The sequence below is a fragment of the Azospirillum brasilense genome, assembly GCF_003349955.1.
Taxonomy (GTDB): domain Bacteria; phylum Pseudomonadota; class Alphaproteobacteria; order Azospirillales; family Azospirillaceae; genus Azospirillum; species Azospirillum brasilense_B.
In genome coordinates this window covers 1-21,766 of record NZ_QLKQ01000085.1, presented here as the reverse complement: position 1 = coordinate 21,766, position 21,766 = coordinate 1, and the positions used below count along the sequence as shown (strand labels likewise).

Here is a 21,766-nt window from a genome sequence, read left to right as displayed (position 1 = left end):
ACAACCTCCGGCACCCAACGTACGCTACTGTATGTTACTTCCAACCAATGGGCGAACCGCGGCACCTCGTTACCCAGATACCTCCACCATGGGGAACACCGGGGCAAAGTACCGGGGCAAAGCGGGAGCGCCGATGCAAGACCACAACGCAAGCACAACCTTGCGGGTCCAACGGGCCGAGCCGTCGGCCAAGGCCGTGAGCGACGCCGTGGCCGAGGCCACGGACGCCTTGATCCGCCGCCAGCAGGCCGACGGCCATTGGGTGTTCGAGCTGGAGGCCGACGCCACCATCCCGTCCGAATATCTGCTGCTGCACCACATCCTGGACGAGATCGACCCGGAGCTTGAGGCCGGGCTGGCCGCCTTCATCCGGGGGCGGCAGGGCAAGGACGGCGGCTGGCCGCTGTTCTTCGGCGGCGCCATGGACATCAGCTGCAGCGTGAAGGCCTATTTCGCGCTGAAGGCGGCGGGGGACAGCCCCGACGCGCCGCACATGCGCCGCGCCCGCGAGGCGATCCTGGCGCGCGGCGGGGCGGCGCGCTGCAACGTCTTCACCCGCATCCTGCTGGCCCAGTTCGGGCAGGTGCCCTGGCGGGCGGTGCCCGCGATGCCGGTGGAGGTGATGAACCTGCCGCCCTGGTCGCCCTTTCACATCTCGCGCATCTCCTACTGGTCGCGGACGGTGGTGGTGCCCCTTCTGGTCGTCATGGCGCACCGGCTGCGGGCCCGCAACCCGCGGGGCATCGGCATCGCGGAGCTGTTCACCGAGCCGCCGGAGCGGGTGCGCAACTGGCACAGCAACAACAGCCGCGGTGGATGGGCCACCCTGTTCCGCGCGCTCGACGCGGCGCTGCACGCGGTCGAGCCGCGCCTTCCGGCCAACGGACGCCAGACGGCCATCGACCGCGCGGTGCGCTTCGTGACCGAGCGGCTGAACGGCGAGGACGGGTTGGGCGCCATCTTCCCGGCGATGGTCAACGCGGTGCTGATGTTCCACTGCCTGGGCATGCCGGCCGACCATCCCGACGCGGCGATGGCGCGCCGCGCGCTGCGCGGGCTGGTGGTGCGGCAGCCGGGGCGGGTCTATTGCCAGCCCTGCCTGTCGCCGGTGTGGGACACCGCGATCATCTGCAACGCCCTGCTGGAAACAGGCAGCCCGCTGGCCCGCGCCGCGGCCCGGCGTGGGGCGGACTGGCTGATCGACCGGCAGATCCTGGACGTCGAGGGCGATTGGGCGTGGCAGCGGCCGGGGCTGGCCTCGGGCGGCTGGGCCTTCCAGTACAACAACGCCCACTACCCGGACACCGACGACACCGCCATGGTGGTGATGGCGCTGCAACGGCTGGACGCCGACCGCTATGGCGAGCCGATCCGCCGCGCGCGGGACTGGATCGTCGGCATGCAGAGCCGCAACGGCGGCTGGGGGGCCTTCGACGCCGAGAACCAGCACGATTTCCTCAACCACATCCCCTTCGCCGACCATGGCGCCTTGCTCGACCCGCCGACCGCCGACGTGACGGCGCGCTGCGTCATGATGCTGGCCCGGCTGGGCGAGGGGCGCGACACCGTGCCGACCCGGCGCGGCCTGACCTTCCTGGAGCACGAGCAGGAGAGCGACGGCGCCTGGTTCGGGCGCTGGGGCACCAACTACGTCTACGGCACCTGGTCGGCGCTGGAAGCGCTGAACGCCGCCGGGGTGCCGCACTCCGCGGTGGCCGTGCAGCGCGCCGCCCAGTGGCTTCTGGCGCACCAGCGCGCGGACGGCGGCTGGGGCGAGGACGGTACCAGCTATTGGGCCGGCAACCCGCGCGGCGAGGGGACGGTTTCCACCGCCTCGCAAACCGCCTGGGCGCTGCTCGGGCTGATGGCCGCCGGCAAGGGCAACCACCCGGCGGTGGACCGCGGCGTGGAGTATCTGCTGTCGGCCCGCGACGCCGAGGGGCTGTGGAGCGAGGAACCCTTCACCGCCGTGGGCTTCCCGCGTGTCTTCTACCTCAAGTACCACGGCTACGCGGCGAGCTTTCCGCTGTGGGCGCTGGCCCGCTACCGGGCCCTGAGGGCATGAAGGGGCGGGCATGATGGGGCGGGTGTGAGAGGAGCGGCGGCGCTTCTCGCCGCGGCTCTGACCGTGACCGTCCAGGGCGTGCGCAACGGCGATGGACAGATCATCCTTGCCGTCTGCGAAGAGGCGGCCTATCCGGCGGGGCGTTGCGCCTTCCGGGTCACCGCTCCGGCGGCGGAGGGTTCGGTGCGCGTCACCGTGCCGGACGTGCCGCCAGGAATCTACGCCTTGCGCGCCTACCACGACGAGAACGGCAACGGTCAGCTGGACCGCAACCTTCTGGGCGTGCCGCGGGAAGGGTTTGGATTCGGCAACGACGCCCCGGTGCTTCTCGCCCCGCCGAGCTTCCGCGACGCTGCCGTGACGGTGGGGGATGATGACGTGGCGACGGCGTTGACGCTGCGTTACTGGATATCGCCATAGGGAGGCATGATGGCGGCCGCGATCCTCACCGGCATGGCGTTGGAGGCCCGGATCGTCCGGCGCGGCGGGCTGCCCGTCGCTTGCGCCACGGGGCACGCCGCCGCCAGGGTGGCGGCGCATCGCTTGCTCGAAGGGGGAGCCTGCGGGATCGTCAGCTTCGGCATCGTCGGCGGTCTGGCGCCGGACCTGCGGCCCGGCTCGCTGGTTCTGGCGAGCGCCGTCGTCGATGAGGACGGTGCCGTTCATGAAACTTACCTGCCTTGGCGGAAGCGCTTGCGCAACGCCTTGCCGCAGGCCCATTCCGGCATGGTGGTGGGTGCGCGGATGCCTGCGGCGACGGTCGGGGACAAGGCGCGGCTGCACGCTCTGACCGGCGCCGCGGCGGTCGATCTGGAAAGCCTTGCCGTCGCGCGGGCCTGCCAAGCCTGGGGGCGGCCCTTCGCCGTGCTGCGCGCGGTCGCCGACCCGGCATGGCGGGCGCTGCCCGCGGCGGCGCTGGCCGGGCTGGACGGGGGAGGGCGCATGGCCCCCGGCGCCGTGCTGGCGCGGCTGGCCGCCGACCCCCGCGACCTCGTCGCGCTGGGCCGGCTGGCCTGGGACCTCGGCAAAGCCCTGGCGTCGCTGCGCGGGGCCGCCCGAGCCATTCCGGTGGATCTACTCGGCGGCGGTCCGCTCGGCCTCGATCCGGCGCAGCGTGTCCGCGACGTGGCGTGAGAAGACCTCCTCCGCCGGGCGCTGGCGATCCAGCGGAATCTCCGGCGCCATCGGCCCGTCCGTGCGCGGCCCGCGCAGGCTGACCGCCAGCGCCGACAGGGGATTGCGCAGCGTGTCCTCCACCGCGGTCGGCTCATAGCCGCTGTGCACCATGCAGTCGGCGCATTTCTCGTAATTGCCGGTGCCGTAGGCGTCCCAGTCCGTCTCCTCCATCAGCGCCTTGAAGGTCGGGGCGTAGCCCTCGCCCAGCAGGTAGCAGGGGCGCTGCCAGCCGAAGACGTTGCGTGTCGGATTGCCCCAGGGCGAACAGCGGTAGGTGCGGTTGCCGGCCAGGAAATCCAGGAACAGGGACGATTGCGAGAAGCGCCACTTCCGGCCCCTCCCCCGCGCGAAGACATCGCGGAACAGCTCCTTTGTCTTGCGGCGGTTCAGGAAATGCTCCTGGTCCGGCGCGCGCTCGTAGGCGTAGCCGGGCGACACGGTGACGGCGTCGATGCCGGCGGCCATGGCCTCGTCGAGGAAGGCGGCGACCTTCTCCGGCTCCGCCCCGTCGAACAGGGTGCAATTGATGTTGACGCGGAAGCCGCGCGCCTTGGCGGCGCGGATCGCCGCGACGGCGCGGTCGTAGACGCCCGGCTGGCAGACCGCCTTGTCATGCTCCTCCCGCCCGCCGTCCAGATGGACCGACCAGGTGAAAAAGGGGCTGGGGGTGAAGCGGTCGAGCCGCTTTTCCATGAGCAGGGCGTTGGTGCAGAGATAGACGAACTTGCGACGCGCCACGATGCCGGCGGCGATGGTGTGGATCTCGGGGTGCAGCAGCGGCTCGCCTCCGGCGATGGAGACCACCGGGGCGCCGCATTCGTCCACCGCGCCCAGGGCGTCCTCCACCGACAGGCGGCGGCGCAGGATCGGATCGGGATAGTCGATCTTGCCGCAGCCGGCGCAGGCGAGGTTGCAGCGGAACAGCGGCTCCATCATCAGCACCAGCGGGAAGCGCCGGTTGCCCTTGAGGCGCTGGCGCAGGACATAGGCGCCGACCAGCGCCGCCTGGATCGCGGGAACGGCCATGGTCACGCCTCTCCCGGACCGTGATGGATCGCCGTCTGGTGGATCGCCGTCATGCGCTTATCCCTGAAATTGCGTCGCGCTCCAGTTTGGAGCGTCCGGGAACGCACGGCAGGTAGGTTACTGTATGATACTTGCCGCGATGCGGCGGGACAGGGAGGACGTACAGGACACACGTACGGCCTCCTGGCGTGACGGTTATGGCCGCGGCGTCTTGCACTTGCTCCGCGCGGCTTTGGCTTTCGGGGGCTTGGTTTTGTGTGGTTGGGCGAGGTGCTTTAACTCTTCGTACCGCTCCAGGAAAAGCGCGTACGCCCGGTCGGGGCCGACCGGGACGATCCGGTCCGGGTGGGCCGGCGGCAGATGCCCCCACTCCAGCCAGGCGGGCGGCAGGAGATCGCGCAGTTCCGTCGCCATGCAGACAAGGTCCGCCTGCTTGATGGCCGGCACCTCGTCATCGAAGCCGAACCAGCGGCGCAGCGCATCCTTGACCGGATGGAGCCGCTGTTTGACGTAGTCGCGGTCCAGCATCACCTTCACCGGCGACGGCCAGTCGCCGAGGAACTCTTCGCAGTCGTGCATCAGAGCCGAATAGGCCAGGGGCGGCGGCACCAGACGCGAGGCCATCACCGAATGCTCGGCGACCGAGTACCAGGGCCGGGCTGCCCCACCCCAACGCGGCTGGGACGACAGACATTGGGCGATGTCCTCGATCGGCATGTCCGTGGCGTCCGGTGTCAGCAAATCGAGAACGAAGCCGGACGGCATCAGGATGGCGGTGCGTCCGTCCGGTTTCTTGAGAAGATCGAGTTGCATGGTGGGGAGCCGTTCCAAACCGTCGACCGATCAACCGATCGGGTTGCGCGGGTTTAGCAGATCGCGGACGGGGCGGACAACGTCCCCAGGCGCAAGGCCGCCATCGACCGTGACGGCGCCTCATCCACCCTCTCCCTGGGTTGCAAAAGTTACAAATTTTGCATCATTTACAGGCTTCTCCGGTCGTTCCAGGCGATGTAACGTAGGCCGGCGTTTCCCCAGTGCAACGACACGGATAGGGATGGCCGCGCCGATGCTGAACGAGCCTGCGAAGGATGGGGTGCTGAACCGCAGCATCAACGACCTGCGCGTCCTGCTGATCGAAGACGACGACTTCACCCGCCGGCTGATGAGCCGCCTGCTGCAGGATTTGAAGGTCCGCCAGGTGTGGGAAGCGTCGGACGGCGTGTCCGCTCTGGCCATCCTGCGCGACCATCCGGACAAGGTCGACATCGCCATCTGTGACCTGGAGATGCCGCGGATGAGCGGGCTGGACCTGCTGCACGCCTTGCGGACGGCCACCGGCAACCCGCTGGCCGACCTTCCGGTGATCGTCCTGACCGCCCACCGCGAGGCGGACACCGTCAAGCGGGCCATCGCCTACGGCATCTCCGGCTATCTGGTGAAGCCGGTGTCGAAGGCCGACCTCGTGAAGCGGCTGAGTTTCGTCCTTCACAAGGGCCGGTGATGGGGCTTTCGCAATCATAGGATGCGATTGGTCGGAAACTGACCCATTCGGTGCAGTCAGGCGTTGCGGGAACGGATGCGAGGGGGCACCTTCCTTCCGACCACCCCTCTGACCGGAGACGCCGTGCCATGCCGGGGACCGTCCGGCCCATTCCAGGTCCGTTGCGGATCGCCTCGAATCCCATCGTGGACCGCCGCGAGGATCTGGCGCGCGCCGTCGTCGCCACCCAGTTCGAGCGTTGGCCGGCGCTTTACGCCCGCTATGGCGAGGCCGGCCGGGAGCGTTGCGTCGAGGATGTCGGCTTCCACCTTCTCTATCTGGCGGAGGCGGTGGCGAGCGACAGCCCGGCCCTGTTCCGCGAGTATGTGGCCTGGGTCAAGATCCTGTTCGCCGGCATCGGCATTCCCGATGGAGAGCTGGGCGAGAGCCTGGAAATCCTGCGCGACGTGGTGGCCGCCCGGGTCGACCCCGCCACGGCGGCGCGGGTGCGCGCCTGCGTGGGGGAGGGGCTGTCCGCGCTGCCCGGCCTGCCGCGGGAGGCGCCTTCCTTCGTCCGGCCGGACGCGCCGCTCGGCGCGCTCGCGCGCTCCTACATGGATGCGCTGCTGGCCGGCGACCGGCGCCGGGCGACGGCGCTGGTGACGGAGGCCACCGCCGCCGGGGCGACGGTGCCCGACCTTTACCTGCATGTGTTCCAGCCGACCCTGCGCGAGATCGGGCGGCTCTGGCAGACGCGGGCGATCACCGTGGCCCACGAGCATTTCGCCACCGCCGCAACCCAGGCGATCATGGGCCAGCTCTACCCGGCGATCTTCGCCGCCGAGCGGCGCGGCCTGTCCATGGTCGCCACCTGCGTCAGCGGGGAGCAGCACGAGATCGGCGTCCGCATGGTCGCCGACTTCTTCGAGATGGCCGGCTGGGACAGCCACTGTCTCGGCGCCAACACGCCCGCGAACAGCATCATTCACGCGCTGCGGGAGCGGAACGCCCGTGTTCTGGCGGTATCCGCCACCATCACCGCCCATGTCGGACGGGTGGCCGCCCTCGTCGCCGCGGTGCGCGCCGAACCGTGGGATCAACCGCCGCAGGTGCTGGTCGGCGGCTACCCCTTCAACCTCGTTCCCGATTTGTGGAGGACGGTCGGCGCCGACGCCTTCGCCCCCGGCGCGCAGGAGGCCGTCGCCATCGCCGAGCGGCTGATCGGCCCGGCCGGCCCCGATCGCGCCGTTCCCGATCGCGCCGTTCCCGATCGCACCGCCGGTGTTGCCTGATGAGCGTGGTGTGAAGGAGGGGAGATGGATGGGCTGGTCCTGACCTGCGATCACGACGGACGGCTGCGCGCCCTGCACCGGGTGGGCGCCGGACTGCCGGGATTGACCGGAAAGCCCGGCACGCCTTTTCCGGCCCTGTTCGGTCCGGACGCGGTGGCGGGGGCGCTGGATCTGTTCAGCGGCCTGCGGAAGTCGGGCCGGGCGCTCGATCATCCCGTGTCCAGCCGGCTCGTTCCCGCCGGGATGCTCCATGTCAGCGGACTCAGCGACGCGGAGGGCATGGTGCTGGCCGTGACGCCGGCACCCGGCGGGCTCCCGGCGCTGATGAAGGCTCTGGACGCGCTCAATCCGCGGCTGGCCCGGCGGCTCGCCCCCCTGGGGACGGCGGTTGCGACGCCGGAGCTTCCCAGCGCGGACGCGCTGTTCGACGAGATGACCCTCCTCAACAACGACCTCGCCAACACCCAGCGGGCGCTCGCCAAGGCCAACGCCGAACTGGCCGCCAGCAACGAGCAGAAGAACCGGCTGATGGGCATGCTGGCCCACGATCTGCGCACGCCGCTCCAGGTCGTCGTCGGTTTCGCGGAGCTGCTGGAGCAGCGGCTCGATGGACGGCTGGAGGCGACGGAGCGCGCCTGCCTGGAGCGCATCCGGGAATCCAGCCTGTCGATGCGCCACATGGTGGAAGATGCGCTCTCCCTGGCGGCGCTCCAGGCGGGGCGGCTGCGGCTGGCGCGGCGACCGTCCGATCTGGCGGCTCTGGTCCGGCGGAACGTCTCGATGAATCGTGTGTTGGCCGAGGGCAAATGCATCACCATCGAGCTGTCCGTGCCCGAACGCCCGTTGCCTATGGCCGACGTCGACCCGGCCAAGCTGGATCAGCTTCTCAACAACCTTCTGTCGAACGCCGTCAAATACTCCGATCGCGGCGGGCGGATCCGCGTCGCTCTCAGCGAGGCCCCGGGCGAGGCCCCGGGGGAGGGGGGCGGCCGGGCGCGCCTGCGCGTGTCGGACGACGGGCGTGGCATTCCTCCGGCCGAGTTGGCGCAGCTCTTCCAGCCCTTCGCCCGCACCGGCCGGCTGGGCACCGAGGGCGAGGGGACGATGGGCCTCGGCCTTTACATCTGCCGGTCCATCGCGGAGGGGCACGGCGGACGCATCACCGCCGATTCGGCGCCGGGGCGTGGCTCGACCTTCACGGTGGACCTGCCATTGGTGGCATCATCCCCCTGAGAAGGGGGGCATTCCACAGACGGGCTGGCGCGCCGACCGGCGATGCTGTAAAAGGAGCCCTTACGATGTTGCGACGCGAAAGGTCCATGGGTTTATCCCTCCGCCGTTTCAGGCGGCCTCCGTGGGGAGCGCCGTGAGCGACGGCCGACCTCCCGACACGTCCCCGGACCGTCAGGCTCCGGAGGGCGTTGACCGCGGCAACGCCGCGAACACCGGCTTTCCGCCGGTGAACCCCGCTTCGGCGGTGCTGGACGATTTCCTGAACCACGACCACGGCGCGCGGATCGCGCTGGGCGATCTCGTGGGCATTCTGGGCGACCGCGCCTTCGGCGCCCTGCTTCTGATCCTGTCCATTCCGAACATCCTGCCGGTTCCGGGCCTGTCCACGGCGACCGGCCTGCCGATGCTGCTGATCGGCGCGCAGATCGCCGCTGGGCGCGACCGTCCCTGGCTGCCGCGCCGGCTGGCCGCCCTCAGCCTCGACCGCGACGCCTTCCTGCGGGTGATCGCCAAGGCGAAGCCCCACGTCGACCGGCTGGAGCGGCATCTGCGCCCGCGACTGCCGGGGATGACCGCCCCGACGGCGGAGCGGCTGCTTGGCGTGGCCGTGATGATCCTCGCCGGAATCCTGGCCCTGCCCATCGTCTTCGGCAACCAGCCGCCGGCCTTCGCCATCGCACTGATCGCGCTGGGGCTGATCGAGAGGGATGGGGCCTTCGTCGTTGCCGGCCTGATTGCCGGGCTGATCGCCATCGTCATCGTTGCCGCCGTCCTGTTCGGTTTCGGGCAGGCCGGCATGCTGATTTTCCACGAACTGTTTTCATAAAAGGGAGCGCCCGCGGGCTCGACGCCATGATCTGGGAAGTTCTGGTCATCATCTTGCTGATCCTGCTGAACGCCTTTTTCGCGATGTCGGAAATGGCGCTGGTGTCGTCGCGACGCGCGCGGCTTCAGCAGATGGCCGAGGAAACGCGCAGCAAGGGCGCCCGCGCCGCGCTGAAACTGTCGGAGGACCCCGGCAACTTCCTCTCCACCGTGCAGGTTGGCATCACGCTCATCGGCATCATCGCCGGCGCCTATGGCGGTGCGACCCTGGCCGACCGTCTGGGCACCGTCCTGGACGCCAACGTCTCCTGGATCGCCCCCTACGGGCAGCAGGTCGGCTTCGCGCTGGTCGTCGCCGCGATCACCTACCTGTCGCTGATCGTCGGCGAGCTGGTGCCCAAGCGCATGGCGCTGGTCAACGCGGAGCGCATCGCCGCCGGCGTGGCCGGGCCGATGAGCGTGCTGTCGCGCATCGCCATGCCGCTGGTCTGGCTGCTCGGCGTCTCGACCGAGGGGCTGATGAAGCTGCTGCGCCTGCCCACCGCGCGCGAGCAGACCGTCACCGAGGAGGAGGTCAAGAGCCTCATCAAGGAGGGCACGCAGAGCGGCGTCTTTGAACCCGCCGAGCGGCAGATGATCGAGGGCGTGTTCCGCCTGTCCGACCGCACCGCGCGATCGATCATGACGCCGCGCCCGGACCTCGTGTGGATCGACCTCGACGACCCGCCCGACGCCATCGCCAAGGAAATCCAGGCCAGCGGCTATTCCCGCTTCCTGGTCTGCCGTGGCGACGTGGACGAGGTGCAGGGCATCGTGTCCAGCAAGGCGCTGCTCAACCAGGCGCTCCAGGGCCGCCGCTTCGACCTGCGCGAGGCGATGGTGGAGCCGCTGATCGTCCATGACGGCACGCCCGTCCTGCGGCTGCTGGAGCTGTTCAAGCAGGCCAGCATCCACATGGCCGTGGTGGTGGACGAGTATGGCAGCGTCGAGGGCATTGCCACCGTCACCGACATCATGGAGGCCATCGCCGGCGAGATGCCCGAGCAGGGGCAGGAAGGCGACGGCGTCGCGGTCCAGCGCGAGGACGGCTCCTGGCTGGTGGACGGCATGACCCCGGTGGAGGAGGTGGAGTCGCTGGTCGGCGTGAAGGGGCTGAAGGGCGAGGGCGACTACCACACCATCGCCGGCTTCATGCTGGACCGGCTCGGCCATGTCCCCACCGCCGCGGAGCATTTCCGCTGGAACGGCTTGAGGTTCGAGGTCGTCGACATGGACGGCCGCCGCATCGACAAGGTGCTGATCCAGGAAAACAGGGAAATATCGGAGGGCTGACGGGCGCCTCCGAGAGCGGCGTCACATCTCGGTGACGCCGCTCTTGGGGATGCGGACCTCGCGATGGACCGACATGCTGAGCAGAAGCCCCACGCCGATCATCAGCGTCATCATCGCCGACCCGCCGTAGGACACCAGCGGCAGCGGGATTCCCACCACCGGGATCAGGCCGGTCACCATCGACACGTTGACCATCACGTAGAGGAAGAACTGCGCGGTCATGCCGACCGCCACCAGCCGGGCGAACTGGCTGCGGCAGCTCAGCGCGATGACCACGCCGTAGATGAACAGCATCAGGTAGAGCGCCAGCAGGATCAGCGCGCCGACCATCCCGAACTCCTCCGCCAGCACCACGAAGATGAAGTCGGTGTGCTTCTCCGGCAGGAACATCAGCTGGCTCTGCGAGCCGGACATGAAGCCCTTGCCGAACAGCCCGCCGGACCCCAGGGCGATCTTCGACTGGAGGATGTTGTAGCCGGCGCCGAGCGGGTCGGTTTCCGGGTCGAGGAAGGTGTAGACGCGCTGCTTCTGGTAATCGTGCAGGAATTCCCAGGCGACGGGGATCGCCGCCAGTCCGCCGCCGATGACCACCAGGAACTTCCAGATCCTCACGCCCGCCGCGAAGAAGACGGCTCCGCTGCCCATGATCAGCAGCAGCGAGGTGCCGAGGTTCGGCTGCATCAGCACCAGCGCCACCGGGATGAAGACCAGCAGCAAGGGCGGGATCAGCAGCAGCGGGCGGCCGATCTGGTCCAGCGAGATGCCGTGGAAGTACCGGGCCAGCGCCAGGGTCAGGGCCGGCTTCATCAGCTCCGACGGCTGGAGCTGGAAGAAACCCAGGTCGATCCAGCGCTGGGCGCCCATGCCGATGCGGCCCATCAGCTCCACCGCCACCAGCAGGCAGAGCACGATCAGGAAGATGGCGTAGGCCGACTTCATCAGATGCCGCACGTCGACCAGCGCGATCATCAGCATCAGGATCAGCCCGGGGACGGCGCGCACGAGCTGCGGCTGCGCCCAGGGCCGCCAGTTGCCGCCGGCGGCCGAGTAGAGCAGGGCCACCCCGACCGACGTGATGATGCAGACCAGGAGCACCAGCCCCCAGTTGATCATGCGGAACTTGCTGCCGAGCGTCAGTTCCGGGCGTTGCGGGGCCAGCCCGCCCGACCCGTGGTTCGAAAGGACCGCGACCATGAGGAAACGTTCGTTGTGTCCGGGGGCGTCCGTGCCGGAAGGGCAAGCGGCGGCGCCTTGCGCGGCGGATACTGCACCAGCGCCGCCCTCCGGTAAAGCCGCCCGGTCCCCCCGCCTTAAAACTGCTTCAGGGGCCGGTCAGAACTGCTTCAGCAGGCGGTCGATGTACTCGCGCTCCATCTGCGGGCGGCCATACTGGCCGGAGCGGCGGCGCAGCTCGTCGAGGATTTCGCGGGCGCGCTGGAGTTCGGCCTCCTCGGGGATCTTCACGTCCTCGTTGTTGTAGTTGCCGAAACCCGAGGGGCGACGTCCCAGCGGGTCGCGGTTGCGGCCCTGGCCCTGGCGCTGCTGCGCCTGTCCGGGCTGCTGCCCGCTCATCGCCGGACCTTGCTGGCCCATCATCTGCTGCATCATCTGCTCGGCCATCGCCTGCATGCCCTGCTGCAGTTCGTCCATCGCCTGGGTCTGCGGCGGCACGGCGGAGCCGGGCTGCCCCTGCTGGAGCGCCTGGGCGGCGTCGCGCATCGCCCGTTCGGCGCGGCCCAGCGGGCGGGGAATCTCGCCACCCTGCTGCTCGCCCATGCGCCGCATCAGCTCGCCGAGCTGGCGGCGCAGCGCCTCCTGCTGTTCGGCCTGCTGCTGCATCAGCGGGCTGCCGGACTGGCCCTGCTGGCCTTGCTGCCCCTGTTGCGGACGGCCCTGGCGGTTGCGCGGCCCCTGCTGCTGGCCCTGCTGCCCGTCCTGCCGGCCCATCTGCTCCTGCGACTGGCGGAAGGTCTGGTCGAGCAACTGCTGCTGCCGCTGCGTCAACTCCTGAAGCTCGCGCATCATCTGCGCCGCCTCGTTCTGGCCCTGCTGCTGCATCTGGGCCATGGCGCCGTTGCGCATCTGCTCCATCATCTGCTGGAGCTGGGACAGCATCTGCCGGGCCGCGTCGCGGGCACCGGTCTCGGCCATCTGCCGCATCTGCTCCATCATGCGCTGGAGGTCCTGGCGGTCCATCATCTGGTCGGCCATTTCCGGCGGCACCATGGGGATCTGCTCGCCGCGCTCCAGCGCCTCGCGCATCTGCTGCTCCATGGCGTCGAGGAACTTGTCGAGCGCCGCCTGAAGCTCGTCCATCAGCTTTTTCAGCTCCTGGTCGTCGGCGCCGCGCTCCAGCGCCTCGGCGAGGCGTCGCTCGGCGTCGCGCAGGTCGCGCTCGGCCAGCGACAGGCCGCCGTCCTCGATGCGCAGCGCGGTTTCCCACAGCAGTTGCTGGACGGCGGGGACGGACGCCCCCTCCTCGTCGAGCAGCAGGCGGTTGACCGCCGTGCGCATCGCCAGGAAAGCCACCAGATCGCCGCCGAACTGGCTGGGCCGGGAGGAAATCTCGGCCAGGGCGCGGGCCACCTCGATGCGGAGCTGCTGTGGCCGCAGGGTCAGCTTCTTGCGCTCCTCCACGATGGCGCGGGCGACCGGGTGGTTGAAGACGCGCTCCGGCAGGACCATCGCCACGTCCTCCGTGCTGCCGGTCTGGCCGGCGCCGTCGAGGGCGGTCAGGCGGAGCGTCACGTTCAGCCCGGCCCAGGGATGGGCGGTGAGGTCGTGGAAGGCGGCGTTGCGCGCCTCGCGCGGGCGGACGCCGGGCAGGGCCAGCGGCAGCTCCAGCGGGCTGCGGTCGAGCGCCGGGGCTTCGCCCTCCGGCAGGTCCAGCCGGACGACGGCCTTGGCCTCGGCCAGTCCGTAATCGTCCTGCGCCGTGTAGTCCAGCCGCAGCGCGCCGCGCTCCCCCTTGGCCGGGGGGCTGGCGTAGGCGATGGTCGGCGGGTTGTCCGGAATGATCCGCACGTTCCAGCCACCCAGCAAAGTGGAGCCCTGGGTCACGGCGATGCGGGTGCCGTCCTCGATGGGCTGCTGGATCTGGAAGGTGGACGAATCCACCGCCTCGAAGGCCGCGGACCTGCTGCCGGCCTCCAGCGATGGCGTGCCGCTGCCGCCGGTGACGCGGGCCAGCACGAGGCTGCCCTTGGGAACCGGCACGGGATCGGCGAGGCTCGGCGTGTGGGCGGGGTTGGCCGACTTCAGGAAGACCGGCGGCAGGCCGGTGTATTCCGGCGGCGTCACCCAGAGGTCGAGCGTCGCGACCGTCGCCGTCGCCGTTCCGCCGAAATGCGGGGTGATGGCGGCGGCCAGACGCGGCTTCCAGTCGCCCCAGGTCGCGCCGCCGGCGGCGACCAGCACGAGCGCGACCAGCGCGCGCAGGGCGTAGCGGTCCTCGGCGGCGAGGCCGTCGGACAGCGGCATGGCGACGCGCAGCCGCCGCATGGCGGCGCGCACCCGCTCCTGGTGCAGGCGCCACAGCTCCGCGGCGACGGGGTCGTTGCCGGAGGGTCTGTCGCGCAGCGCGTGGAGGGGACGGTGGGGCAGGCCGCTGTCGCGCTCCAGCCGGCGGCGGGCGGCGTCCTCGTCCGGCAGGCGGAAGGCGCGCAGCCCGCGCCACCCCGTCCAGCCGATGGCGGCGACGAACAGCAGCAGGACCAGCGCGTGCAGCCAGCCCGGCAGGAGCAGGAAGACGTTCAGCAGGGCCAAGGCGAGAAAGGCCCCAGCGATGGTGATGGGCGCCCAGAGCGCCGGCCACAGCCGTTCCCAGAGCAGGGCGGCGCGGGCCTGTCCCATGCGGAGGCGGGGCTCCCGCGGAACAGGGGCGGGGGGCGCCTCCTTGCGCAGGGGGAACCGGAACCCGTCGTTGCTGTCGCTCATCCCGCACTCCCGTCCAGCCGGTTGCCGCAGTCCTGGTCCCGGCCTGGGGGGAGAGGCGGCAGCCGGGGACCCGTCAGGATATAGGCTCTGCCACGCCGGATTTCCCGGCCCGGCCATCGAGCCATTCACCAAACCACTTGTCCATGACCAGAATATGGCCGCAGAGCCACATCTCGACATAGCTCTGGAGGAACTGGACCTCCTCCAAATCGCGTTCCTCGGAGTCGGATTGCCGGCGGACGAAGTCGGCGAAGGTGTCGTGCATCTTCTTGTGCTTCGCGTAGTCGGGGTACCCGATGGCGTGCATCAGCCCTTCCTCGCGGCGGAAATGATAGGCCGAGTAATCGGCCAGCTCACGCAGGAAGCGGTTCGCGGATTCCCGGGTCTCTCCGGCGGCGATGGCCGCGCTGAACTGGTTGAAGAGCTGAAACAGGCGCTGGTGGTCTCCGTCCACTGCGCTCTGGCCGATGGCATAGGCCGCGTCCCACTCCATGATCTTCCCCGCCCGTTTCTTGAACGGGGAATCATACGCCTTATGGGTGATTCTGTGCAGCGGTTATTGCGCGCTGCGGGTGCTCCCGGTTCAACCCCTGTGCCGGTCGGCCCACAGATAGACGTCGGCCTTGGCGATTCCCGTGAACTCCGCGATGGCGCCATAGGCCTGCGCATCGATGCGGATGTCCTCCTGATAGTAGGCGAGGAAGCAGATTCGCCAATCGTTGGCGGGCTTCGCCAGGACGAGCTGGCGCAGCTTGGACGAACAGCCCGGCGCCCAGGCGCCGCCGGCCATCTGGCGGGCCGGGGAGCGGTCCATACAGGGGCTCTTGGTCAGCAGGATCTCGACGGTGTCGGGTTCATTCCCGTTGTTCTGCGCGACATAGCCGGCCCAATTGACGATCAGCGCCTCTTCGGCGTGGGCCGCGCCGCCACCGGGAACCGTGTTCTGGCCGTTGGGCAGGGAATTGAGCGTCCAGAGAAGGGTGTCGTCCTCGTTCCAGCGCATGACCAGCGCGACGAGGTTGGGGTCCTGGGCGACGGCCAGAGTGATGTCGGCGACGGCGTCGCGGAAGGCGCCGTTGAAGCGGATGGACGTCATGGAAAGGGGCTCCCTGTGGGTTGGATGCCCCCTTCCAGACGGTCTTCGGCCAGTGTGCGTGAAGGGTCGGTGTGACGCGCCGGATCAGTCCTTCAGCCAGTCCGGCATGCGGTCGAGCGCCAGCAGCTCCTCCACCGGCACGCGCGGCCGGATGACGGAGAATTGGTCGCCGTTCACCAGCACCTCCGGGATCAGCGGGCGGGTGTTGTAGGTGGAGGACATGACCGCGCCATAGGCCCCCGCCGACAGGATCGCCACCAGATCGTCCGGCGCCATCGCCGGCAGCGCGCGCTGGAGCGCGAAGGTGTCGCCGCTCTCGCAGACCGGGCCGACGACGTCGTAGGGCTCGGTGGCGGCGCCCTTGGCGGGCTCGGTCACCGGGACGATGCCGTGGTAGGCCTCGTAGAGGGTGGGGCGGATCAGGTCGTTCATCGCCGCGTCGATGATGACGAAGCGGCGGTGCAGCCCCTGCTTCAGGTAAATCACCCGCGACACCAGGATGCCGGCGTTGCCGACCAGCGAGCGCCCCGGCTCCAGCGAGATGCGGCAGCCGAGGTTGCCGGTGATCGACTTCACCATGGCGGCGTAGTCGGCGATGTCCGGCGGCGCCTCGTGCTTGTAGACGATGCCAAGCCCGCCGCCGAGGTCGAGGCGGGTGATGTCGTGCCCGTCCTCGCGCAGGACGTGGAGCAGCGCGGCCACCCGCTCGTAGGCGGCGCGGAAGGGGGCGAGGTCGGTCAGCTGCGACCCGATGTGCACGGCGATGGCCACCGGCTTGATGCCCGGCAGCTTGGCGGCCTGGGCGTAGACCTCTCGCGCGTGGTCGTAGTCGACGCCGAACTTGTTCTCCTTCTTGCCCGTCGCGATCTTGGCGTGGGTCTTGGCGTCCACGTCCGGGTTCACGCGGAAGGCGATGGGCGCGGTGACGCCCAGGCTGACCGCCACCTCCGACAGCGCCTCCACCTCCGGGATGGATTCCACGTTGATCTGGTGGATTCCGGCCTCGAGGGCGGCGCGCATCTCCTCGCGCGTCTTGCCGACGCCGGAGAAGATGATCTTGCCGGCCGGGATGCCGCCGGCCAACGCGCGGCGCATCTCACCGCCAGACACCACGTCGGCGCCGGCGCCCAGCCGGGCGAAGGCGCGGATGACGGCGAGGTTGGAGTTGGCCTTCACCGCGTAGCAGACGTCGGCGTCCTGCCCCGCGAAGGCCCCGGCGTAGGCGCTGTAATGCGCCTCCAGCGCCGCCGTGGAGTAACAGTAGAAGGGCGTGCCGACCTCCGCCGCGATGATGGACAGCGGCACGGATTCGGCGTGCATCACGCCGTTGCGGTAGGCGAAGGCGCTCATGGGAAGCGGGCTCCGGAGGACGGCTGACCGGGCTTGGGGTCGGTCTTCGGGTTCGGGTAGGTGCCGGGGAACGTGTCTGCTTCCCGGCCCTGCGGGGGATCGACGAAGCTCGGCTTCTTGCCGCAGCCGGCCAGCGTCAGCGCGACGGCGGCGGTCGCCAGGATCAGCAGCGGGCGCCTCACAGGAAGCGCTCCCGCGCCGCCGCGACGGCTTCGCGCACACGGACGGGGGAGGCGCCGCCGAAGCTGCGTCGGCTGTCCAGCGACGCCTCGATGCTCAGCGCCGGGAAGACGGACTCGGTGATGCGCGGCTCGATGGCCTGCAGCTCCTCCAGCGTCAGGGCGGTCAGGCCGACGCGCTTGTCCTCCGCCGCCTTCACGGCGCGCCCGGTAATGTGGTGCGCCTCGCGGAAGGGGATGTTCAGCTCCCGCACCAGCCAGTCGGCGAGGTCGGTGGCGTTGAGGAAGCCGCGGTCGGTCGCCTCGCGCAGCGCCGGCACGTTCGGCTGCATGTCGCGCACCATGCCTTCCATGGCGGCGATGCACAGCGCCAGCGTGTCGTCGGCCTCGAAGACCGGCTCCTTGTCCTCCTGCATGTCCTTGGAATAGGCCAGCGGCAGGCCCTTCATGGCGACCAGCAGGCTGTTCAGGCTGCCGATGACCCGCCCGGCCTTGGCGCGCACCAGCTCCGCCGCGTCCGGGTTCTTCTTCTGCGGCATGATGGAGGAGCCGGTGGTGAAGGCGTCCGTCAGCTTGATGAAGCGGAACTGGGCCGAGCACCACAGCACGATCTCCTCCGCGAAGCGGGAGAGGTGCATGCCGCAGATGCTGGCGGCGGCCAGATACTCCAGCGCGAAGTCGCGGTCGGACACCGCGTCCAGCGAGTTGGCGGTCGGCCGGTCGAAGCCCAGCGCCTCCGCCGTCATGAAGCGGTCGATGGGGTAGGGCGTGCCGGCCAGCGCGGCGGAGCCGAGCGGGCACTCGTTCAGCCGGGCGCGGGCGTCGCGCAGGCGGCCACGGTCGCGCCCGAACATCTCCACATAGGCCAGCAGATGGTGGCCGAAGCTGATCGGCTGGGCGGCCTGAAGGTGGGTGAAGCCCGGCATCACCGTGTCGGTGTGCTTCTCCGCCAGATCGATCAGGGCGGCCTGGAGCGCCTTCAACCCCTGGTCGGCGCGGTCGAGCGCGTCGCGCACCCACAACTTGAAATCGGTCGCCACCTGATCGTTGCGTGACCGCCCGGTGTGCAGACGCTTGGCCGGCTCGCCGATCAGCTCGGCCAGCCGGGCCTCCACGTTCATGTGGATGTCCTCCAGTTCCACCTTGAAGGTGAAGGCTCCGGAGTCGATCTCTTCCTTGACCCGGTCCAGCCCATCGCGGATGGCATCGGCGTCGGCCTGGGTTATGATGCCCTGGCGCGCCAGCATGGCGGCGTGGGCCTTCGACCCGGCGATGTCCTGGTCGGCCAGCCGCTTGTCGAAGCCGATGGAGGCGTTGATTTTCTCCATGATGGCGGCGGGACCGCGGGCGAAGCGGCCGCCCCACATCTGGCTGGCGGCCGGGGCGGCGTTGCGGTCTTGAAGGTTCGGCTTGGGCTGTTCGGCGCTCATGGCGGACACAATACGGATGGGAGGACGGGAAGCGTGAGTATGCGGACTTTGGCGGCCACCGCAATCTTTTGTGTGACGCTGGGCGGTGCCGGGCTGTGGATGGCGCTGGCCGGGCCGGCGGCCCCGCCGCCGCCCTCCGTGCTGACGCTGGACCAGCCCTCTCCCGGGGTGACGGCGGTGGGTCTCGACAAGTTCCGCTACATGGAGCCCCTGAAGGCGGTGCCGGAGCTGCCCTTTATGGATGGCGAGGGGCGCCGGGTCGACCTGTCGGAATTCAAGGACCGTCTCGTCCTTCTGAACCTGTGGGCGACGTGGTGCGCGCCCTGCGTGAAGGAGATGCCGGCGCTCGACCGCCTTCAGGCGCAGTTGGGCGGGCCGGGCTTCCAGGTGTTGGCTCTGTCGGTGGACCGCGGCGGCAAGGATCAGGTGCAGCCCTTCTACCAGCGGACCGGCGTGAAGAACCTCGCCCTCTACCTCGACCCGTCGAGCGCCTCGATGCAGACTCTGAAGCTGCGCGGCCTGCCGACCACCCTGCTGGTCGACCAGGAAGGCCGCGAGCTTGGCCGCATCGAAGGCGCGGTGGAATGGGATTCGCCGGAGGTCATCGCCTTCCTGCGCAAGCACATGGCGCATGGCGGCGGTCCGAACCGCGACAGCCGCGGCGGGGTGGTGAAGACGGGCGGGTGAGGGCTCGGCCTCAGCTCCGCCCGCGCGTCACGGGTCAGTCGCCTTCTCAGCCCAACGGGGACGCATGAAAATTCTGATCGCGATCCTGGCCATGGGGGCGACGCTTTATGCCGTTGCCCTGCTGTTGGCTTATGTTGCCCAGGATCGCCTGATCTTTCCGACCATCCCATTCGCGCAGACTCCGGAGGAGGTCGGCGTGGGCGACATGGCGGTGGTGTCTCTCCGCACTGGCGACGGTCTCGATCTTCAGGGCTGGTACAAGGCGCCAACGGCCTTGGGAAAGCCGACTCTTCTGCTGTTCCATGGCAATGGTGAGACGGTGGCGTGGAATGGCCACATCGCCCGTGCGCTGATCGACGCAGGGTACGGCGTGTTCATGGCGGAATACCGCGGCTACGGCGGAAATCCCGGGAAGCCGAGCGAGGCCGGCCTGTATCACGACGGACGGGCGGCCTTGGATTTCCTGGAGGCAGCGGGCGCGCGGGTGGTACTGCACGGCTACTCGCTGGGCAGTGGGGTCGCGGTCCAGCTTGCGACGGAACGGCGTGTCGAGGCCGTGATCCTCGCCGCCCCCTACACCAGCATCGCGGACATCGGTGGCCGGCTGCTTCCCTTTCTGCCGGTGCGCTCAATGCTCCGCCATCCGTTCGACAGCTTTTCAAAGATCGGTCAGGTGAATGCCCCTTTGCTCATCTATCATGGCACCCTCGACCGCGTGATTCCGACGGACCATTCAATTCGTCTGTTCGAGAGCGCCAACACTCCCAAGACGTTCGTCGCGCTTGAGGGCGCCGGTCATGTCGGCCTGTGGGCGTCCGGTGGTGGAACGGCGGTGCTGTCGTTTCTGGGAACATTGCCGCCCGTGATCAGCGATGGCGCCGATTAGGCACAGTATTCTCACTCCGACGACCCCGACGTTCCCGGCGGGACATCGCCCGGCGGCGCCTGGGTCTGCGGCGGGGCTGGGCCGCGCGCCAACTCGGCCATGATGCCCCGCGCCTCCTCGAAATGGCTGTGCAGCATGGGCAGGGCGTCGCGGGCGAAATCGCCGGTCTCGCCGCTGCGCTCGGCCTGGGCCTCGTACAGCTTGATGGCGCGGGCGTGGGTTTCCTCCTCCGCGGCCATGTAGCGGCGGTCGAAGGCGCCGTCCGGCGTGTCGCGCAGGCTGGACATGTGGGCACGGGCGGACAGGCCCAGTTCGCGCGGGATGGGGATGCCGTGGCGCAGCGCCATGCCGGCCAGCCGGTCGGTCTTCAGTCCATGGTCGTCGGCCATGCGGCGGGCGAAGCGGCGGACCGGCTCCGTCTCGGCCCGGTCCTGGGCCAGCTTGCCCAGCGCCTGCTCGGCCATGCCGTCGGCTAGCGCCTCGGCGATGAAGTTGCGCTCCTGCCGGGACAGGGTGGAGGGCGACGCCGGGATGGAGCCCGGTGTCTGTGCCAGGGCCGGGCTGGAGAGACAGGCCACAAGCATCGCCGTCAGGAAGCCGCGCCGCATCGCCCCCGTCCTTTCCGCCGTTCCCCTGCGGGACGAACAGAGCGCGAGCGCAGCGGTTCCGCAAAAGCACGAAGCCCGCCCCGGTTTCCCGGAACGGGCTTCGTTCAAGCGTCCGTTCGGAGCCGCCGCGTCAGCGGGTCGGGACCGGCGGGTTCTTGGAGTAGTCGTAGAAGCCGCGGCCGACCTTGCGGCCGACCCAGCCGGCCTCGACATACTTCACCAGCAGCGGGCAGGGGCGGTACTTGCTGTCGGCCAGCCCCTCGTAGAGGACCTGCATGACCGCCAGACAGGTGTCCAGACCGATGAAGTCCGCCAGCTCCAGCGGGCCCATCGGGTGGTTGGCGCCCAGCTTCAGCGCCGTGTCGATGGCCTGGACGCCGCCCACGCCCTCGTAGAGGGTGTAGACCGCCTCGTTGATCATCGGCAGCAGGATGCGGTTGACGATGAAGGCCGGGAAGTCCTCGGCCACCGCCGCCGTCTTGCCGATGTTCGCCGTCAGCTCGGCGATCGCGCTGAAGGTCGCCTCGTCCGTCGCGATGCCGCGGATCAGCTCGACGAGCTGCATCACCGGCACCGGGTTCATGAAATGCATGCCCATGAACTTGGACGGGCGGTCCGTCGAGGCGGCGAGGCGGGTGATCGAGATCGACGAGGTGTTCGTCGCGATCAGCGCCTCGGGCTTCAGGTTGGGGACCAGCTTCTTGAAGATCTCGCGCTTGAGCGCTTCGTTCTCCGTCGCGGCCTCAACCACCAGATCGGCGTCATGGAACACGGACAGGTCGGAGCCGGTGGCGATGCGGGCGATCGCCGCCGTCTTGTCGGCCTCCGTCAGCTTCCCCTTCTGAACCTGACGGTCCATGTTCTTGGAGATGGCGGCCACCGACTTCTGCAGAATCTCCGGGCTGATGTCGGAGATGACCACCTCGTACCCCGCCAGCGCGCAGACATGGGCGATGCCGCTGCCCATCTGGCCGGCACCGATGATGCCAATCTTCTTGATCGTGGACATATGAGCTTTCCCGCTTGTCTTTTGGCCCGCTGGTCTTCCGAGGAGAACGGGTCGATTACGCCTTGCCCAACTCGGCCGTCAGCTCCGGCACCGCCTTGAAGAGGTCGGCGACGAGGCCGTAGTCGGCGACCTGGAAGATCGGCGCCTCCTCGTCCT

Annotated in this window: 21 protein-coding genes and 1 pseudogene; 10 read left to right on the top strand and 12 right to left on the bottom strand. The window is 69.4% G+C overall.

All coding sequences use genetic code 11. The annotated features are described in order from the left end of the window. Positions 1-133: 133 nt before the first annotated feature. Genes shc through DXK32_RS27050 form a run of 3 tightly spaced genes read left to right on the top strand, consistent with a single transcriptional unit; the run spans position 134 to position 3,199 of the window. On the top strand, positions 134-2,065 hold the full coding sequence (shc, locus tag DXK32_RS27060; protein WP_114861346.1) for a squalene--hopene cyclase: 1,932 nt from the start codon (positions 134-136) through the stop codon (positions 2,063-2,065). A gap of 24 nt (positions 2,066-2,089) precedes the next feature. Beyond that, positions 2,090-2,485: a DUF2141 domain-containing protein gene (locus tag DXK32_RS27055; RefSeq protein ID WP_114861345.1), complete on the top strand. Its 396-nt coding sequence runs from the start codon at positions 2,090-2,092 to the stop codon at positions 2,483-2,485. Positions 2,486-2,491: 6 nt separating this feature from the next. Continuing rightward, positions 2,492-3,199, top strand: a complete 708-nt coding sequence (locus tag DXK32_RS27050; RefSeq protein WP_114861344.1) for a hypothetical protein — start codon at positions 2,492-2,494, stop codon at positions 3,197-3,199. Here the strand turns inward: DXK32_RS27050 and hpnH are convergent. Then, a complete protein-coding gene (gene hpnH / locus DXK32_RS27045; RefSeq protein ID WP_114861343.1) occupies positions 3,140-4,267 on the bottom strand; it encodes an adenosyl-hopene transferase HpnH in 1,128 nt (375 codons plus the stop codon). The two genes, DXK32_RS27050 and hpnH, sit on opposite strands and share 60 nt — an antisense overlap. Before the next feature lie 195 nt (positions 4,268-4,462). Beyond that, the gene (locus tag DXK32_RS27040) at positions 4,463-5,080 is read right to left on the bottom strand and encodes a hydrolase (RefSeq protein ID WP_114861342.1); all 618 of its coding nucleotides are present in this window, start codon (positions 5,078-5,080) and stop codon (positions 4,463-4,465) included. Between the two features lie 253 nt (positions 5,081-5,333). Between DXK32_RS27040 and DXK32_RS27035 the strand changes: the two genes are divergently transcribed. The 5 genes from DXK32_RS27035 to DXK32_RS27015 all read left to right on the top strand — a co-directional run bounded on the left by DXK32_RS27035 (position 5,334) and on the right by DXK32_RS27015 (position 10,429). Then, positions 5,334-5,768 carry a response regulator gene (locus tag DXK32_RS27035; protein ID WP_114861352.1) on the top strand — a complete coding sequence of 145 codons (435 nt, stop codon included), beginning with the start codon at positions 5,334-5,336 and terminating at the stop codon, positions 5,766-5,768. Positions 5,769-5,896: 128 nt separating this feature from the next. Continuing rightward, entirely contained in the window at positions 5,897-7,039 is a 1,143-nt protein-coding gene (locus DXK32_RS27030) for a cobalamin B12-binding domain-containing protein (protein ID WP_114861341.1), read from the top strand. A 24-nt stretch (positions 7,040-7,063) separates the two neighbouring features. Then, positions 7,064-8,272, top strand: coding sequence for a sensor histidine kinase (locus DXK32_RS27025; RefSeq protein WP_114861340.1), 1,209 nt, complete (start codon positions 7,064-7,066; stop codon positions 8,270-8,272). A gap of 133 nt (positions 8,273-8,405) precedes the next feature. Beyond that, positions 8,406-9,098: an exopolysaccharide biosynthesis protein gene (locus DXK32_RS27020; RefSeq protein ID WP_114861339.1), complete on the top strand. Its 693-nt coding sequence runs from the start codon at positions 8,406-8,408 to the stop codon at positions 9,096-9,098. Between the two features lie 26 nt (positions 9,099-9,124). Beyond that, positions 9,125-10,429 carry a hemolysin family protein gene (locus tag DXK32_RS27015; RefSeq protein ID WP_114861338.1) on the top strand — a complete coding sequence of 435 codons (1,305 nt, stop codon included), beginning with the start codon at positions 9,125-9,127 and terminating at the stop codon, positions 10,427-10,429. A 21-nt stretch (positions 10,430-10,450) separates the two neighbouring features. Here the strand turns inward: DXK32_RS27015 and rodA are convergent, their stop codons facing one another. From rodA to argH, 7 genes are all read right to left on the bottom strand, one after another. Next, positions 10,451-11,623, bottom strand: a complete 1,173-nt coding sequence (gene rodA, locus DXK32_RS27010; RefSeq protein ID WP_114861337.1) for a rod shape-determining protein RodA — start codon at positions 11,621-11,623, stop codon at positions 10,451-10,453. A gap of 138 nt (positions 11,624-11,761) precedes the next feature. Next, positions 11,762-14,365, bottom strand: a complete 2,604-nt coding sequence (locus tag DXK32_RS27005; protein ID WP_114861336.1) for a TIGR02302 family protein — start codon at positions 14,363-14,365, stop codon at positions 11,762-11,764. 73 nt (positions 14,366-14,438) lie between these two features. After that, positions 14,439-14,858, bottom strand: coding sequence for a bacteriohemerythrin (locus DXK32_RS27000; RefSeq protein WP_114861335.1), 420 nt, complete (start codon positions 14,856-14,858; stop codon positions 14,439-14,441). Positions 14,859-14,948: 90 nt separating this feature from the next. After that, entirely contained in the window at positions 14,949-15,461 is a 513-nt protein-coding gene (locus tag DXK32_RS26995; protein ID WP_114861334.1) for a hypothetical protein, read from the bottom strand. A gap of 84 nt (positions 15,462-15,545) precedes the next feature. Further along, positions 15,546-16,811, bottom strand: a complete 1,266-nt coding sequence (gene lysA / locus DXK32_RS26990; RefSeq protein ID WP_114861333.1) for a diaminopimelate decarboxylase — start codon at positions 16,809-16,811, stop codon at positions 15,546-15,548. After that, on the bottom strand, positions 16,808-16,993 hold the full coding sequence (locus DXK32_RS26985) for a hypothetical protein (protein WP_114861332.1): 186 nt from the start codon (positions 16,991-16,993) through the stop codon (positions 16,808-16,810). The genes lysA and DXK32_RS26985 overlap by 4 nt, the downstream gene beginning before the upstream one ends. Further along, positions 16,990-18,420, bottom strand: coding sequence for an argininosuccinate lyase (gene argH / locus DXK32_RS26980; protein ID WP_114861331.1), 1,431 nt, complete (start codon positions 18,418-18,420; stop codon positions 16,990-16,992). Before argH ends, DXK32_RS26985 begins: the two co-directional genes overlap by 4 nt. Positions 18,421-18,459: 39 nt before the next feature. Between argH and DXK32_RS26975 the strand changes: the two genes are divergently transcribed. Further along, a complete protein-coding gene (locus DXK32_RS26975; RefSeq protein ID WP_114861330.1) occupies positions 18,460-19,107 on the top strand; it encodes a TlpA family protein disulfide reductase in 648 nt (215 codons plus the stop codon). A 64-nt stretch (positions 19,108-19,171) separates the two neighbouring features. Next, the gene (locus DXK32_RS26970) at positions 19,172-19,993 is read left to right on the top strand and encodes an alpha/beta hydrolase (protein WP_114861329.1); all 822 of its coding nucleotides are present in this window, start codon (positions 19,172-19,174) and stop codon (positions 19,991-19,993) included. Between the two features lie 11 nt (positions 19,994-20,004). On the opposite strand, the gene DXK32_RS26965 is transcribed toward DXK32_RS26970, so the two are convergent. The 3 genes and pseudogenes from DXK32_RS26965 to DXK32_RS33260 all read right to left on the bottom strand — a co-directional run. Then, positions 20,005-20,601: a DUF4142 domain-containing protein gene (locus DXK32_RS26965; protein ID WP_114861328.1), complete on the bottom strand. Its 597-nt coding sequence runs from the start codon at positions 20,599-20,601 to the stop codon at positions 20,005-20,007. Between the two features lie 130 nt (positions 20,602-20,731). After that, positions 20,732-21,610, bottom strand: a complete 879-nt coding sequence (locus DXK32_RS26960; RefSeq protein WP_114861327.1) for a 3-hydroxybutyryl-CoA dehydrogenase — start codon at positions 21,608-21,610, stop codon at positions 20,732-20,734. Positions 21,611-21,665: 55 nt separating this feature from the next. Then, a pseudogene (locus DXK32_RS33260) lies at positions 21,666-21,766 on the bottom strand (electron transfer flavoprotein subunit alpha/FixB family protein); the annotation flags it as partial.

What these genes read in the sequence shown, in the direction of transcription:
- DXK32_RS26995 (WP_114861334.1), bottom strand. Translation starts at nt 15,461, where the DNA reads ATGACGTCCATCCGCTTCAACGGCGCCTTCCGCGACGCCGTCGCCGAC.
- DXK32_RS27005 (WP_114861336.1), bottom strand. Translation starts at nt 14,365, where the DNA reads ATGAGCGACAGCAACGACGGGTTCCGGTTCCCCCTGCGCAAGGAGGCG.
- DXK32_RS27040 (WP_114861342.1), bottom strand. Translation starts at nt 5,080, where the DNA reads ATGCAACTCGATCTTCTCAAGAAACCGGACGGACGCACCGCCATCCTG.
- DXK32_RS26960 (WP_114861327.1), bottom strand. Translation starts at nt 21,610, where the DNA reads ATGTCCACGATCAAGAAGATTGGCATCATCGGTGCCGGCCAGATGGGC.
- DXK32_RS27030 (WP_114861341.1), top strand. Translation starts at nt 5,897, where the DNA reads ATGCCGGGGACCGTCCGGCCCATTCCAGGTCCGTTGCGGATCGCCTCG.
- DXK32_RS26965 (WP_114861328.1), bottom strand. Translation starts at nt 20,601, where the DNA reads ATGCGGCGCGGCTTCCTGACGGCGATGCTTGTGGCCTGTCTCTCCAGC.
- argH (WP_114861331.1), bottom strand. Translation starts at nt 18,420, where the DNA reads ATGAGCGCCGAACAGCCCAAGCCGAACCTTCAAGACCGCAACGCCGCC.
- DXK32_RS27025 (WP_114861340.1), top strand. Translation starts at nt 7,064, where the DNA reads ATGGATGGGCTGGTCCTGACCTGCGATCACGACGGACGGCTGCGCGCC.
- rodA (WP_114861337.1), bottom strand. Translation starts at nt 11,623, where the DNA reads ATGGTCGCGGTCCTTTCGAACCACGGGTCGGGCGGGCTGGCCCCGCAA.
- DXK32_RS26970 (WP_114861329.1), top strand. Translation starts at nt 19,172, where the DNA reads ATGAAAATTCTGATCGCGATCCTGGCCATGGGGGCGACGCTTTATGCC.
- lysA (WP_114861333.1), bottom strand. Translation starts at nt 16,811, where the DNA reads ATGAGCGCCTTCGCCTACCGCAACGGCGTGATGCACGCCGAATCCGTG.
- DXK32_RS27000 (WP_114861335.1), bottom strand. Translation starts at nt 14,858, where the DNA reads ATGGAGTGGGACGCGGCCTATGCCATCGGCCAGAGCGCAGTGGACGGA.
- DXK32_RS26975 (WP_114861330.1), top strand. Translation starts at nt 18,460, where the DNA reads ATGCGGACTTTGGCGGCCACCGCAATCTTTTGTGTGACGCTGGGCGGT.
- hpnH (WP_114861343.1), bottom strand. Translation starts at nt 4,267, where the DNA reads ATGGCCGTTCCCGCGATCCAGGCGGCGCTGGTCGGCGCCTATGTCCTG.
- DXK32_RS27035 (WP_114861352.1), top strand. Translation starts at nt 5,334, where the DNA reads ATGCTGAACGAGCCTGCGAAGGATGGGGTGCTGAACCGCAGCATCAAC.
- DXK32_RS27015 (WP_114861338.1), top strand. Translation starts at nt 9,125, where the DNA reads ATGATCTGGGAAGTTCTGGTCATCATCTTGCTGATCCTGCTGAACGCC.
- DXK32_RS27050 (WP_114861344.1), top strand. Translation starts at nt 2,492, where the DNA reads ATGATGGCGGCCGCGATCCTCACCGGCATGGCGTTGGAGGCCCGGATC.
- shc (WP_114861346.1), top strand. Translation starts at nt 134, where the DNA reads ATGCAAGACCACAACGCAAGCACAACCTTGCGGGTCCAACGGGCCGAG.